Annotated in this window: 16 protein-coding genes and 1 other annotated feature; all 16 genes read right to left on the bottom strand. The window is 34.7% G+C overall.

Annotation, left to right across the window (positions count from 1 at the left end):
- Positions 1-528: 528 nt before the first annotated feature.
- The 16 genes from BN1242_RS11020 to floA all read right to left on the bottom strand — a co-directional run bounded on the left by BN1242_RS11020 (position 529) and on the right by floA (position 15,252).
- A complete protein-coding gene (locus BN1242_RS11020; RefSeq protein ID WP_062355780.1) occupies positions 529-1,335 on the bottom strand; it encodes a pyruvate, water dikinase regulatory protein in 807 nt (268 codons plus the stop codon).
- 28 nt (positions 1,336-1,363) lie between these two features.
- Entirely contained in the window at positions 1,364-1,999 is a 636-nt protein-coding gene (ccpN, locus tag BN1242_RS11015; RefSeq protein WP_203226058.1) for a transcriptional regulator CcpN, read from the bottom strand.
- Positions 2,000-2,126: 127 nt separating this feature from the next.
- Complete coding sequence (gene glyS, locus BN1242_RS11010) at positions 2,127-4,193, bottom strand: glycine--tRNA ligase subunit beta (protein ID WP_062355774.1); 2,067 nt, start codon at positions 4,191-4,193, stop codon at positions 2,127-2,129.
- Positions 4,190-5,077 carry a glycine--tRNA ligase subunit alpha gene (glyQ, locus tag BN1242_RS11005; RefSeq protein WP_062355771.1) on the bottom strand — a complete coding sequence of 296 codons (888 nt, stop codon included), beginning with the start codon at positions 5,075-5,077 and terminating at the stop codon, positions 4,190-4,192. Before glyQ ends, glyS begins: the two co-directional genes overlap by 4 nt.
- Before the next feature lie 92 nt (positions 5,078-5,169).
- Positions 5,170-5,343, bottom strand: a binding site (T-box leader).
- Between the two features lie 49 nt (positions 5,344-5,392).
- A complete protein-coding gene (gene recO, locus BN1242_RS11000; RefSeq protein WP_062355768.1) occupies positions 5,393-6,136 on the bottom strand; it encodes a DNA repair protein RecO in 744 nt (247 codons plus the stop codon).
- A gap of 21 nt (positions 6,137-6,157) precedes the next feature.
- Complete coding sequence (locus BN1242_RS13025; RefSeq protein WP_071435514.1) at positions 6,158-6,301, bottom strand: YqzL family protein; 144 nt, start codon at positions 6,299-6,301, stop codon at positions 6,158-6,160.
- Positions 6,302-6,454: 153 nt separating this feature from the next.
- Positions 6,455-7,360 (bottom strand): GTPase Era, encoded by a 906-nt coding sequence (gene era, locus BN1242_RS10995; protein ID WP_062355765.1) that lies wholly within the window; start codon positions 7,358-7,360, stop codon positions 6,455-6,457.
- Positions 7,353-7,751 (bottom strand): cytidine deaminase, encoded by a 399-nt coding sequence (locus BN1242_RS10990; RefSeq protein WP_062357009.1) that lies wholly within the window; start codon positions 7,749-7,751, stop codon positions 7,353-7,355. Before BN1242_RS10990 ends, era begins: the two co-directional genes overlap by 8 nt.
- A 156-nt stretch (positions 7,752-7,907) precedes the next feature.
- A complete protein-coding gene (locus BN1242_RS10985) occupies positions 7,908-8,261 on the bottom strand; it encodes a diacylglycerol kinase family protein (RefSeq protein WP_062355762.1) in 354 nt (117 codons plus the stop codon).
- Positions 8,262-8,270: 9 nt separating this feature from the next.
- The gene (gene ybeY, locus BN1242_RS10980; protein ID WP_062355758.1) at positions 8,271-8,741 is read right to left on the bottom strand and encodes an rRNA maturation RNase YbeY; all 471 of its coding nucleotides are present in this window, start codon (positions 8,739-8,741) and stop codon (positions 8,271-8,273) included.
- Entirely contained in the window at positions 8,738-10,903 is a 2,166-nt protein-coding gene (locus tag BN1242_RS10975) for an HD family phosphohydrolase (protein ID WP_062355755.1), read from the bottom strand. Before BN1242_RS10975 ends, ybeY begins: the two co-directional genes overlap by 4 nt.
- A 270-nt stretch (positions 10,904-11,173) precedes the next feature.
- Complete coding sequence (locus BN1242_RS10970; RefSeq protein ID WP_420806025.1) at positions 11,174-12,127, bottom strand: PhoH family protein; 954 nt, start codon at positions 12,125-12,127, stop codon at positions 11,174-11,176.
- A 15-nt stretch (positions 12,128-12,142) separates the two neighbouring features.
- Positions 12,143-13,327 carry a sporulation protein YqfD gene (yqfD, locus tag BN1242_RS10965; protein ID WP_062357005.1) on the bottom strand — a complete coding sequence of 395 codons (1,185 nt, stop codon included), beginning with the start codon at positions 13,325-13,327 and terminating at the stop codon, positions 12,143-12,145.
- 13 nt (positions 13,328-13,340) lie between these two features.
- Positions 13,341-13,625, bottom strand: coding sequence for a sporulation protein YqfC (gene yqfC / locus BN1242_RS10960; protein ID WP_062355749.1), 285 nt, complete (start codon positions 13,623-13,625; stop codon positions 13,341-13,343).
- Positions 13,626-13,695: 70 nt separating this feature from the next.
- Positions 13,696-14,238, bottom strand: coding sequence for a hypothetical protein (locus tag BN1242_RS10955; protein ID WP_062355746.1), 543 nt, complete (start codon positions 14,236-14,238; stop codon positions 13,696-13,698).
- An 18-nt stretch (positions 14,239-14,256) separates the two neighbouring features.
- On the bottom strand, positions 14,257-15,252 hold the full coding sequence (floA, locus tag BN1242_RS10950) for a flotillin-like protein FloA (RefSeq protein ID WP_062355743.1): 996 nt from the start codon (positions 15,250-15,252) through the stop codon (positions 14,257-14,259).
- Positions 15,253-15,295 lie beyond the last annotated feature (43 nt).

The raw sequence follows: 15,295 nt of genomic DNA, 5'->3' as shown, positions 1-15,295 counted from the left end.
TTTCAATCACAATAAATACTAATTCTACATCACTCCGCAATTTCCTTCTTTTTTGGACATTTTTTTACAAAATAAAAAACCCTTTCGTCCCGTCGAAAAAAATCGATAGTACAAAAGTTTTCTAATTGTCTTGTAATCCATTATTAAGTTTATTCCTAATATGCAAAGTCTAAACCTATAAAATAAGTTTTTATGCAATTTTTTATTATAATACAAACTCAATTGTTTTTCCATAGATTTTGCTTGAAATAATAAATAAAATGCAATTCCTCACTAATATTCACATTCTGGAAATAGGAGTACAATTTCTGCGACTAGACGGTGCGCTTCATATGCCCCGTCTGTCACTATTGTGAATGAAAGAATCATGCTTTTGTTTGACAGTTTTACCTGCCTTCTAATAGGTTTTAAAAAATGCCAGTAAAAAAGGACTAACCATTATTTGGGACTCCTTTATCTCCTCCTAATGAATTAGTCGATACGTTATACTTGATGACTTGTAGAGCTATGTATTGAAAAATACTCTGCTCAGCGTTGGTTATTCACATAATTTAAAATTAAATTCGCCGTTTCTTCCACTGCTTTATTCGTTACATCGATTACTTTGCATCCTATTCGGTCTACAACTTTTTCAAAGTATGCTATTTCCTCTTGAATCCGTTCAATATTTGCATAAGTAGCAGTTGAATTTAAGCCTAACGCTATCAGCCGCTCTTTTCTAATATCATTTAACTTATCGGGACTAATTTTTAGGCCAATACATTTTTTCGGATCTACTTTATGTAGCTCTTCTGGCGGATCTACTTCTGGAACGATAGGAACATTCGCCACTTTAAATCGTTTCAAAGCTAAGTATTGAGATAATGGAGTTTTGGAAGTACGTGAAACACCAAGAAGAATAATATCTGCTTTTAAAATACCTGCAGGACTTCTACCATCATCATATTTTACAGCAAACTCAATTGCTTCAATTCTTTTAAAGTACTCATCATCGAGTTTACGAACGAGACCTGGTTCGTTTTTTGGGATAACACCAGACATTTCTTGGAAGCGATCAATTAACGGCCCGATTACATCAAAGGCGAAAATACTCGATGCTTTTGCAGATTCAATTAAATATTTCCTTATATTAGGTTTTACAAGCGTAAAAACAATCATCCCGTTATTCATCTTTGCTAATGAAATTACTTCATCAATCGTTGAAGTATCTTCAACATATGGAATTCTTATTAATTCAACAGCTGCACCATTAAATTGACTCATGGCAGCTTTCGTTACTAACTCAACTGTTTCGCCAACCGAATCGGATACGACGTAGATGGGAGGCTTTGACACAGGTTATCCACTCCTTACCAGAATTTTACTAATTGTCATTGCCTAATAATGATACAAAAGCTTTCGTTATATTCGTTTTAGTAATTCTTCCTACCACTTCATAGCCATTTTCTTCCTCCTTTACTACAGGAAGAGCATCAATTTGTTTATCGATTAATAATTTTGCTATATCAATTAATAGATCTTCTTTTGCACACATCGTTATATTCGGCATTCTTGTCATAATAATATGTACTGGGATTGTATTTAAATCTTGCCGACCAATGCTTGTCCGCAGTAAATCCTTTCTTGAAAGCACTCCAACTAATAGTGAAGATTCATTTACGACAAAAAGAGTACCAACGTCTTCTAAGAACATATTACAAATCGCATCATAGACAGACATATTCTCATTCACGACAACTGGTATCGATTGATAGTCCGCTACTTTCATCTTTTTAATACTTTCTGATAATAGTTCCGTACTGCTTTTACCAGTATAAAAATAGCCGACACGCGGTCTTGCATCTAAAAAACCAGCCATCGTTAAAATTGCCAAATCAGGTCGTAATGTTGCTCGAGTTAAATTTAGTTTTTCTGCAATATGTTCCCCTGTAATCGGCCCATTTTCTTTCACTATTTCTAAAATTTGCTCTTGGCGTTTATTAAGTTCGATTGTACTCACCACCTAAAAAGTGAAACTTATTTATCAACAATATAATAAATATTATATACTAATACATAAAATAGTACAGAAATATGTTATATTTAAGAGCCTACTTAACCTTAAGCAGGCTCTTATTTCAATTAAATTACTTTACGATCAAATTTTGTAAAGAGGCAAAATCTAAAATAAGATTCGCAATAGATTTTGTTAACGATAATCTAGTTTTTCTAAGTTGTGCATCTTGTACATTCACCATTGTATGATCAAAATAGTCATTTATTTCCTGTTGCATACTAATTAGCAATTCATAATATTGACTTTCAGAATGAATATTATTTAATTTTGCTTTTACATCAACGAATTTCTCATAAAGTTTTTGTTCGAATTGATTCTTAAAAAGTTTTGTATCCACATGAATCTCATCGTCATAGTTTTTAGAAATATTAATGACACGGCTTAATGTTTCTATATTCTCCTTAAAGTTGTCTTCATCTTTCTTTTCATTTAGTAATTCAGCTCTCGTCACAATAGATTTTACATTATTTATTGGGGCAGCTAGTACCGCATCGATAATATCATAGCGAATTTGCTCTTCTTGTAATAAATACTTAAAGCGTAAGCGAAAGAAAGCTAAGCAATCTGTTAAAATTTCGTTTTCAGAACGATTTGCAAATGTTTTCGTATTTTTAATACTAAATTTTAATAACTCAATAAAATTAATGTTCCAAGCTTTTTCTTTCAATATTTGCACGACCCCAGTAGCTAATCGACGCAAACTGTAAGGATCTTGAGACCCTGATGGGATTAAATTAATGGCAAAAAATGATGCAATAGTATCTAGTTTATCAGCAATACTTACAATCGCCCCAGCTTCTGTTTCTGGTAACGCATCACCGGAAAAACGCGGCATGTAATGTTCATTAATCGCAATTGCTACTAGTTCTTGTTCACAAGAAAGCATTGCATATTTTTCTCCCATAAATCCTTGTAGTTCAGGAAATTCATTTACCATTTGAGTGACTAAATCAAATTTGCATATTTCACTTGCACGTTTTGCCGCTTGTTCCTCGTGTGTAGTGACAGATATATTTTCTAATAAATAATCCGTCAGTCTACGAATTCGATTAATCTTATCTTGATAAGTTCCTATTTCTTCATGAAACACGACATTTGACAACCGCTCTAGAGCATTTTTTACTCCTAATTTCTGGTCTTCTTTATAGAAAAATACCGCATCTTGAAGACGAGCTCGTAACACTTTCTCATTTCCTCGTTTAACAGTATCTAAATGACGATGATCCCCATTTCGGATCGTAACAAATTGTGGCAAAAGCTCACCTGTTTTTGATTGAACAGGGAAATAACGCTGATGTTCCTTCATCGTTGTTATTAAGACTCTGCTAGGCAATTGTAAAAATTCCTCGGAAAAATTACCAACTAATGCAGTCGGGTATTCAACTAAATTGGTAACTTCTTCTAACAACTCTTCATCCACCGGTATGATGCAGTCGTTTTCTGTCTCGATTGAATGCAGCTGTTGGATTATCGCTTGTTTTCTTTCGTTGTAATCGACGAGTACATATTGGGCGAGTAATGTTTCCTTATACTTGCTTGGTTCAGAAATCTCTACTTCTGTTCCTAAAAATCGATGACCTTTTGTCCGATTATTGCTCGTAACATCATTAATAGTTATAGGAATAATCTCATTACCAAATAATGACACAATCCAACGTATTGGGCGGACATAACGAAGGCTGTAATCTGTCCAACGCATATTTTTTGGAAAAGATAAATGAGTAATAATATCAACGATTTCAGGAAGTAATTCTTTCGTCTCTTTTCCTTTTATAAATTTCTTTACATGGACATATTCGATTCCATTTATTTCTTTAAAGTAAATATTATCCACTGTGACCCCTTGACCTCTTGTAAAACCGATAGCTGCTTTCGTCCACTCACCAGTTTCAGCAATGGCTATTTTTTTGGCAGGTCCTTTTACTTCTTCATCCATATCTTTTTGACTTTCTGCCAAATCCTTGATTAATACTGCTAATCTTCTTGGTGTTGAATAAGTTATAACTTCACCAAAACTTATTTTATTTGTTGTGAAAAATTGTTTTAACTGTTCGCCTAACTGATTCATTGCATTCGTTATAAATCTAGCAGGCATTTCTTCCAAGCCAATTTCAAGAAGGAAATCACGTGTTGTCATTCCTTATCCTCCTTTCCTGATTTTAGTAAAGGAAATCCAAGTTTTTCTCGTTCTTCAAAAAATGTTTTCGCAACTTTCCTTGCTAAATTACGACAGCGTGCGATATATCCAGTTCTTTCAGTCACTGAAATTGCACCCTTTGCATCAAGTAAATTAAATACATGGGAACATTTTAAAACATAATCATAGGCTGGATGAACAAGACCTTCATCCATTTGTCTATGTGCCTCTTTTTCATAAACGTTAAATAAATCAAATAGCATTTGTTCATTAGATGTTTCAAATGCATATTTTGAATGCTCAAATTCCGGTTGTCCAAAAATATCGCGAACGGTAAAGCCTTCTGTCCATTCTAGATCGAAAACATTTTCTTTATCTTGTATATAGGATGCGAGTCTTTCGATACCATAAGTTATTTCAACAGACACCGGATGACACTCTAAACCACCAACTTGTTGAAAATAAGTAAATTGGGTTATTTCCATCCCATCTAACCATACTTCCCAGCCTAGCCCTGCACAGCCGAGGGAAGGATTTTCCCAGTTGTCTTCTACAAACCGGATATCATGTTCTAGCGGATCAATTCCTAAAGCTTTCAATGAATCTAAATATAATTCTTGAATATTTGCAGGTGAAGGCTTAATAATTACTTGAAATTGATGGTGTTGAAATAATCGATTAGGATTTTCACCGTAACGTCCGTCTGCAGGGCGTCTTGACGGCTCAACATATGCCACTCGCCACGGTTCTGGACCAATAGCTCGTAGAAATGTATATGGGCTCATCGTTCCTGCACCTTTTTCCACATCATACGCTTGCATTAATAAACATCCTTGATCTGCCCAATGCTTTTGTAATGTTACAATCATCTCTTGAATATTCACCGAAAAGCACCTCCAAAATATGTAAATAAGCATATTTCCTATAAAAAATATTTAAATAAGCATTAAAAAACCCCCATCCTTATGCATGAATGCATAGGGACGAGAGTTTTCCCGCGGTTCCACCCTATTTGCCAAAGTTAACATTGGCCACTTTAAATAAAACTTTGCTCCAGAACGCCTTCCTTAATGCTCTATACCTAGCTTCCACCATCCTAGGCTCGCTTTCATAGAGGAAATTAAGTACTACTTTCCTTCACTGCAAACAGTTTAATTTATTTTGTATCATATCGAAAAAGGATTAGCATGTCAATAGCTTTATTTCAGTTGTTCCATTTGTTTTAAAAATTTTTTCGATTTTAAGTATAATCCAGAATACTCTTCATAAAAGGCAGATATACATAATTCCAGTTCATATTTCGTCACCGGCTTAACATTTATATTGCCTAAACGATTTATATCAAGGTGAAGAAATAATCGTAACAGCCGTACCGTTCTTTGTGAAATTTTTAAATGGCTTCGGTCCAAATGAACACAACGTTCACATAATATCCCTTGTTCCTTCAATGAAAATGCAAAGTTACCATCTGTTGCTCCACAATTTGCGCACCCATCGACATATAAATGCTGTCCTAAAACACTTAACATCTTAATTTCAAATATATTCTTTAAAATTTGCGCATCTAAGCCACCATCTATATATTTCATCGTCTGCAATAATAATTCAAATAAAAACGGGTTCGCAGACCTTTCTTCCATACTTTTATCCATTAACTCGACAATGTATGAAGTATAAGCAGTTAAAAATAAATCTTCTTTCACATGACGAAAAGAATCAATAATTTCTCCTTGCTGCAAAGTACTTAATCCTGTACTAACAGAGCATAAGTAGTATCCATATGTAAAAGGCTGTGACACCGAGGCCAACCGGCTATTCGGTTTTTTTGCTCCTCTTGCCACAGCTCCAATCTTTCCTTTTTCTCGGGTAAAAATCGTTAAAATTTTTCCTGATTCACCATAATCAATTGTTCGCAAAACAATTCCTTCCAATTTTTGTAACAAATAATGGTCACCACCCATTAATTAGGCAATGGGAAAATCTAATTGTGCTAGTTCATTAAAGTCTTTATCCGGTGTTTCTTCCATTTCTCTTTCTAATTCTTTATATAATAAATATGTGTCAATATTACCTGTTTGACTAAAAACTGACCAAGTAAAATTTAACATGGAAAAATCCCACCTTTCCGAAATTTCGACTAGCAGATTAGGCCCAACCTGTATTTTAGTTTTAACCGATTCGTTAAAAAACATTTAACGAAAAATTTGTCAAAAAGATAAATGCATAATTTAGCCGCATATTTTTAAAGTCAGATGAAATGATTAATACTCATCTTCACGGTAGCCAAATTCTTTCAAGTTATTTACTTTATTGCGCCAATCCTTTTGTACTTTCACCCATAATTCCAAATAAACTTTTGAACCGAGCAAGTTTTCTATATCCTTTCTTGCTCTCGTTCCTATTTCTTTAAGCATTCCACCTTGCTTGCCGATTATTATCCCTTTTTGGGAATTGCGCTCGACAATAATTGCCGCCATTATATGAACTTTATTATCTTCATTTGCAATTTTTTCAATGATTACGGCGATAGAATGTGGAACTTCTTCCCTCGTCAATTGTAGTACTTTTTCACGAATAAACTCAGAAATAATAAAACGTTCCGGATGGTCGGTTACTTGATCGTTAGGGTAATATTGCGGTCCTTCAGGTAAATATTGTTGAATAGTCGTCAACAAATTTTCTACATTATTACCTTGTAAGGCGGATATTGGTACAATTTCTTTGAAGGTAAATTTATCTTTATATTGGTCAATGATTTCTAACAGTTCATCTGGATGTACTAAGTCAATTTTATTAATAATTAAAAACACGGGTGTATTAATTCCTTTTAGTTTTTCAATTATAAATTCTTCACCCCGTCCGAATCGTTCCGTTGCATTGACCATTAGTAAGATTAGATCCACTTCGTTTAATGTATTCGTTGCTACTTTCATCATGAAGTCGCCCAACTTCGATTTTGGCTTATGAATTCCTGGAGTATCAATAAAAACCATTTGTGAATGTTCTCTCGTTAGCACTCCTTGAATTTTATTCCTAGTTGTTTGTGGCTTATCGCTCATAATGGCAATTTTTTGACCGATAACATGGTTTAAGAAAGTAGACTTGCCGACATTTGGTCGTCCTATAATTGTAATAAATCCTGATTTATAATTTGCTTCGTTACTCATCCATATCCTCCGCGTTAAAAGCTCCTGGTAATAAGCCCTCTACTGTTGTTTCAAGCACATCACCTTTTAAATTAGTTAAGATAACTTTCATGTCTTTCGAACAAAATTCAGAAATTACTTGGCGGCATGCACCACAAGGGGAACAAGGACGATCTGTGTCAGCTACCACTGCCAACATAGAGAAATCTTTATCACCCTCGGAGATTGCCTTAAAGAAAGCGGTCCGTTCTGCACAGTTACACATACTGTAGGCAGCATTTTCAATATTACAACCATGATACACTTTCCCATCTTTCGTTAAAAGGGCAGCACCTACCGGGAATTTGGAGTATGGTACGTATGCTAATTCTCTTGCTTTTTTTGCTTCTTCAATTAATTGGTTTTCTGTTATCACGATTATTCCCCCTAATATTTTGTATTTTTAATTTTACTATAAAAACAATGATTTGTTAACGTTTCCAAGCGTATAATTTTATTAAGATTTTTCTCGTACAGCTTATATGTATCTTATGTTCAACGATGTTTAACCGAAACGCTATTTCGCTCATTATAGGCTAGTAATTTTTGGTACGAAGATTACTAACCCGATTATTACTGTCGTTAATGCAAAAATAAGGCATGCCGAGGCAGCGATATCTTTTGCTTGCTTTGCGAGCGGGTGAAAATCTTTCCCATACAAGTCCACTGTTCTTTCAATAGCTGTATTCAAGAGTTCTGTAGTGAACATTCCGCCAATGGATAAACAAATAAACAACCATTCTAATCTTGATAACTGAACATATAAACCAAATAAAATTACAACAAATGCTGCAGTAAGGTGGATTTTTATATTTTTTTCTGTTTTTAAAGCGGTCACTAACCCTTCCGAAGCAAAGCGAAATGAGTAAAGTAGTCTTTTCATCGCTAACCTCTACCGAAACAATCCCAATTCATTTAAAATTTCTTCTTGCTTCCCGAACATGATCTTTTCATCAGCATCTGTTTCATGATCGTATCCTAATAAATGTAAAAAACCGTGGACAGCTAGAAATCCTAATTCACGCATGAAAGAATGACCATATTCTTCTGCTTGTTCTTTCGCTTTCGGAACGGAGATGATAATATCACCTAAAATCCGTGGCATATCGCCCCCGATGATAGTAATTTCATCTGGCGTTTGCTCCTCAAGAGCGAAAGAAATAACATCTGTAGGATAGTCTTTTTTTCGATATTCCTTGTTTATTTCTTGGATGCGTTCATTATTAACGAAGATAAGTGATACTTCAGATTCATTTTCGACATTTTCTTTTTTCGCTGCTAAACTCAAAAGCGACAATATTTGCCTCTGTTCTGACTCACTAATACTATTTGTTTCATCCAGGAAATCAATTACTAATGTCATTGACCTTTCCCCTTTTCCTTCTCCATTTCTGGGTATTTAATACGATTATGGAATATTCCATGTAATGTTTCACATAATGTTTGACCAATTATTTCAAGTTCTTTTAACGTTATATCACACTCATTTAACTGCTGATCATTTATTCGGTCCGTAATGATGCTAGTAACTAATTGCTCAATTTTTTCCTGATTAGGATCTGTCATCGATCTTACTGCCGCTTCCACACTATCTGCAATACTGACAATTGCTGATTCCTTCGTTTGTGGCTTCGGCCCAGGATAGCGATACTCGTTTTCATTAACATCCTGCCCTGATTCTTTCGCTTTATAATAAAAATATTTAATTAACGTTGTTCCATGATGCTGTTTGGCGATGTCAATAATTTCTTGCGGCATCCTATTTTTTTGTAATATTTCTACCCCATCAGTAACATGACTAACAATAATATCTTTGCTCACTTCTGGTGATAAGTTATCGTGGGGATTCGTAATATTCATTTGATTTTCAATGAAAAAATTCGGTCGCACCGTTTTGCCAATATCATGATAATAACAGCCTACACGTGCTAACAACCCATTGGCGCCAATCGCTGAACAAGCTGCATCTGCTAAATTAGCGACCATAACACTATGATGGTACGTACCTGGTGCTTCCGTTAATATTTTCTTTAATAATGGATGATTTGGGTTAGATAATTCGATTAGTTTCATCGTTGATAAAATCCCAAAGCCTGCCTCAAAAAACGGTAAAAACCCAATCGTAAGTACGGCAGAACCGACTCCTGATCCTAGACCCATTAACAAGTAATTTCCGTATTGTAGATTTGTTAATTGTGAATTAGGAATGAAAAGCAAAGCAATAATTAAAATGATATTAATGGCTGAGACGAATAAACCTGCCTGGAATATTTTAGAACGATGATTCTCTTTTGTCAAAAATAGTAAACCACTAATCCCACTAAAAAGCACATACAAACCTGCAGTAATATGAAAGCTCCCTGAAGACTCATTATTAAAAATAATCGTTGAAACTGCCGCCAATAAAATGGTACTAATAATGGAAATTCGTTCGTTTAATAAAATCTTCAGTAGCATTGCCCCCATAGCTGCGGGAAAAATAAATGTAACCTCAAAAGAACTAGGTTGAATCAAACTCAACATTTTCATTAAAATTAACGAAATAATAAAAATAAAGCTAAATATTATTAATTCATTCGGTTTGTTCTTTTCCATTTTATTTCCATCGCGAAAATAAAAATATAAAAAACTAACCATGATTAATATAAAAATAATTACCCCAACAAAAGGCTTCACGGAATAGTCTGTTTTTAAAAGTCCTAGTAACTGTAATTGTCGATATATTTCATTGCTAACGAGTTGACCTTGTTCAACAATAATTTGTCCTTGTAATATTCTTACCGGCTCCACACTCTCGACCGCTTGTTTTCTTAACTCTTCTGTCTTTACTGGATCATAAAATTCGTTTTGAATGATTGCGTAACGACCTAACTCAATACTTGCATTTTTAATATCGTTAGCTAATGCTGTTAGACGAATTTCATCTTCTACCCGCTTTTTTGAATTCTCCACTTGATCTGCAGGAATTCTTCTCGTCATCGCATGATTGACAGCGGTAATAGTAGTATCTTTAGCGATGATTAATTGACTCTTCGTTGCATTCAATAAAGATGTTATCGTTGAATGTGACAAATCATTCATAATGGAGTCCGGTAATTTTTCTTTTAACATTGAAATTTTTTCCGCCATACTCGGTTCTCGAACCGTTTTCGCTTCTTCGTCATCCATTGTTTGCGAATTCTCTATTAACTCTTGCACTTCATCTTTCACATCAATAATTGCATCAAAGATGGAACTAACTAAGTCTACTTGATTTTTCACTAAATCCTGATTAACTACATACACATCTTGAACTTGTTCTGACGCTTCTTTACGCTTCTTTTCTGTATTTTCCTCGTCCTCAACTGTAAAAGGGGATCGTATCGTTTGCTCTGCAATGGAAAACGGGGTTACATCTAATTTTTCAGGTTTTACATTACTATACATGGACATAAATAAAGTCGCACCGATAATCACCAATAAAATAACCTGAAAAATTTTACCGTGTGAAATTTTTACTATAACTTGAGACATACGTTTCCACATTTTTTCTTCACCCCTGACAATAATAAACCTAGATAGAAATTAATTTTTCTATAAAAAAGATAAATATCTATAATAATAACAATTTTTGCTAAAATTTTCATGTGTTTTTTCTCTTTATTTTTATTTTACCAGTTTTTTCTTTAGACAACAAAAATGGCCCGTAAAAATACGGACCAAAGATTTTCTTTATGGTGATAAAATTTCCTTTCAGTAAGGCATAAATACCCTACATAGAGCAAAGCAAAAGGAATAAGAGAAAGACGGTCTAAGCTATAACCCGTTTTGCTCATCATACGCTTGAATTATTTTTGCTACTAACGGATGTCTTACTACATCACCTTGTTCTAAATATATAAATTTAATTCCTGGAATATTTTTTAAGATTTCTTCCACCGAGATGAGTCCTGATTGAATTCCTTTCGGTAAGTCAATTTGGGTACGATCCCCTGTAATCACCATCTTTGAACCGAAGCCAAGTCGAGTTAGAAACATTTTCATTTGCGCCTTCGTCGTATTTTGTGCTTCATCTAAAATTACGAAAGCATCGTCTAAAGTTCTTCCTCGCATATAAGCGAGTGGCGCTATTTCGATAGTTCCACGTTCTATTAGTCTTTGCGTATGTTCTTGACCTAAAACATCGTGTAGCGCATCGTATAAAGGACGTAAATAAGGATCTACTTTTTCCTTTAAATCCCCTGGTAAAAAACCTAAGCTTTCTCCTGCTTCAACAGCTGGTCGAGTTAATATGATTCGTTTGACTGTATTATTTTTTAACGCGTGAACAGCAAGCACAACTGCTAAGTAAGTTTTTCCGGTACCAGCAGGACCAATTCCAAAAACTAAATCATTTTGCTTCATTGCCTCGACGTAATTTCTTTGTCCTAAAGTCTTTACCCTAATGGATTTGCCTTTAGCATTTTTGGTAATCTCTTCTTTATATAAATCACCAAAGTATTCGATTGTCCCCTTTTTTCCCATTTGTACCGCTAACATTATATCCCGCGAACTTATTTGAATTCCTTTATTTACTAATTTAGCCAAAGTAGTAATAATCGTTGCAGCTAATTGGGCGTTTTCATCTTCTCCAGAAATTTTCACTACTTCACCGCGGGTAATAATCGACACAGACAGTTCTTGTTCCAACATCTTTAAATGACTGTCGGATATCCCGAAAAGTTGAACAGGGTTTTCTAAATGGTCTAATTGTAAGTCAACTGTATTCAATAATGACAACACTCCTCAATTTTCGATGATTGGCTGTTCTTTCACAATATTTTCAATTACATCATAAATTACCGATAGTTTTAATTTACCATTATCAACCTTTTCATGCAAAATTTTTTCATTCACAATTTTTGCATTGCTAGGAAGGGTTTTTAGTAAATCTTTTTTCGCTAATTGCTTAGCCATTTCTTTCGCTTCCTTTTCACTATATGTTTTCACATATTCCTCTTTCTCATAAATGGTTTTTTTTGTGTATGAAATCGGTAGTGTCCATTTTAAAAATTTAAAGCTTTTTTTAGAAGTCTCCACTTCCGTTTTCTTATATTCTGGCTTTTTAAAACCGTATAATGGGATGTTAATACTCCCTAAGTTAAAAGAGTGAAATACTTTCTTCTCCCCCGATAATACAGATACTGTCGTCTTTAATTCAATTTCTGTTTCTGTTTTGTACCAAGTTTTTCCTAATATTTTTCCTTTCGCTGAAATAATGTTTGGTTCCTCTTCCTTACCAATCATCCCTGATACTAATATTTGACCAGGACGGACAAAGTCATTAACGGAAACTAGTGGTTGTCCCTTTTCGACAAATAAATCCACTATTATTGCTTCTTTTTTTGCTACTAAGTGTTGTGGTGAGGTTTTTTCTGGAGGTTCGGGTCGTTCCTTTTCTACTACTTGGAAATGAAAGGTTGTCCCTTTTAATTCTACTCCAATCCACGTTATTTCATCTAATTGCTTCGTTATATATTGCTGAATTTGTTCTGGGCTGTCAAGAAAAAATTGCAACTGCCCTTTCTTCACTCCCTTTTCCTTTAACAGCTGTTCAATTTTAAAAGCAGTCTCTGGTTGAGCACCATTAATTTCAATATGCCAAATCATGTTCGATAAGATAAAGATTGTCAAAAGTGCAAGTACTGTTCCGATAACAAAACTATTATTTTTCTTTAATCTTTTGAGGAAATATGGAAATCCAGCCTTTTCCACAAAAGCAATTTTTACTGGATGATATCGTTTAGCTTCTCGCAACTTTTGGAAATCTTTGACAAACATTTGAAATGTAACGGCTTCATAATCAAGCCGTTTTACATTCCAAATAACTATTTTTTCGCGAATTAACTTGTTAATAAACCGTTCAACACCATTACCCGTTATTTTTACCGTAATATGACCTGCCAGTTTTCTAACCCATAAGTTCTTCATAATTTCCTCCCAACTACTTTGTAATAAATAGTACTTTTTCAATTTTACCTTCTAACAGCAGCTCTTCAGGCAAAATTGTTTTAATTACAAAGGACTCTCCTTTAACAAGTAATTGACCGTGACTTAACATGATCCGGATTTCATTATCGGAAAACGTTAATAATCCTTTATGATTTTCTATGTAAATATGGATCTGCCCAACCATCGTTATCCGGGGGAAATCCATCATGACATCTTCCGGGAGATCCAGTTGATTGGTAATCCAATTTCGTATTTTCTGACTCCATTTTTTGGCCATAAAAGAACCCCCTTTCAACTCATATTTATGAGCCAAAAAGGGGGAATAGCACATCTTTTCTATTCTGTTTTTAATGTTTCGAATGGAGAGAGCGTTTTGCTCTTGGTGGACCTATTATTTCGGACCAAATAATTGCTTCTCTAATTTTATTCTTACTTACCTTTCGATCCATTTTCTTAAAACTTGATTCGCTTGATGGAGTCCGAGTTAATGAATTCATTTCACCCAGCACAGGACTTTCATTAATGTTTGAAACTTCGTTGTAATTAACAATGTTATCAATAGGCAATCCCTCAAAAGTTGGGCGTGAATCCTGTTCTGATTTCGTTTCCTCCACTGAACTAGTCTGCGGTCTATCCAACGGGATTGATGTCCGTTTTTCCAATTGTTCCTTCGCCATTTCAATTTGTTGCTCTATTTTTTTCAAGAATGGAGGAAAGTCACTATGTTTCTCCTCTTGATTTGCTCCTGCATCATCTCTTCGCACTGGTTTGGCTGGAGGTTGTTGATTCTTTTTATTTTCTTCCGCCATTCTGTTAAAGAATGAAAAGATACCACCGATAACGATGAACACTAAGACAATATTATCTAGCAAAAAATCTATCAAGTTCAAGAGTGAAACCACCCTTCATTATTTCTGTTCTTCATCGTCTGAATTCACTTCTGCTTGGCTAATAGACTCACGCATTTTCGTATCTGCTTGAATATTGCGGTAATTCATATAATCCATTACACCTAAATTACCAGTTCTAAATGCTTCCGCCATTGCAAGAGGTACTTCTGCTTCTGCTTCAACTACCTTTGCTCTCATTTCTTGGACTTGAGCTATCATCTCTTGTTCACGAGCTACAGCCATTGCTCGGCGTTCTTCCGCTTTCGCTTGGGCGATTTTCTTGTCAGCCTCAGCTTGGTCTGTTTGTAAAATCGCGCCAATATTTTTACCGATATCAACGTCAGCTATATCAATCGATAATATTTCAAATGCTGTACCAGCATCCAAACCTTTTTTCAAAACAGTATGTGATATCAAATCTGGATTTTCTAGTACTTTTTTATGATTATCAGAAGAACCAATCGTCGAAACAATCCCTTCACCAACACGAGCGATTACCGTTTCTTCCCCTGCTCCACCGACAAGTCTGTCAATATTAGCACGTACAGTAATTCTTGCTTTCGCCTTTACTTCAATACCATCCATTGCAACCCCAGAGATGAATGGTGTTTCGATAACTTTCGGGTTAACACTCATTTGAACTGCTTCTAGCACATCTCGTCCAGCTAGATCAATTGCTGCACAACGTTCAAAAGTTAATTCAATATTCGCCCTTTGCGCTGCGATTAAAGCATTGACAACTCGATCGACATTACCACCTGCTAAATAATGGCTTTCCAGCTGATTAATGCCTACATCAATTCCTGCTTTATGTGCTTTAATTAACGGATTAATAACCCGACTTGGAATAACCCTTCTTAATCTCATCCCAATTAATGTGAATATATTAATTCTGACTCCTGCCGCTAAGGCCGAAATCCAGAGCATGACAGGAACAAATGATAAAATTACTGCTAATAAAATTATTCCTGCTGCAACAAAAATAATAAATAAAATATCAATACCATCTGGCATTCGTTTTTCCTCCTCTTATTAGAAATATAGTTAAATTGTACAT

This window comes from Bacillus kwashiorkori, from assembly GCF_001375515.1.
Classification (GTDB): domain Bacteria; phylum Bacillota; class Bacilli; order Bacillales; family Caldibacillaceae; genus Bacillus_BK; species Bacillus_BK kwashiorkori.
This window is presented reverse-complemented; position numbering and strand designations above follow the sequence as displayed.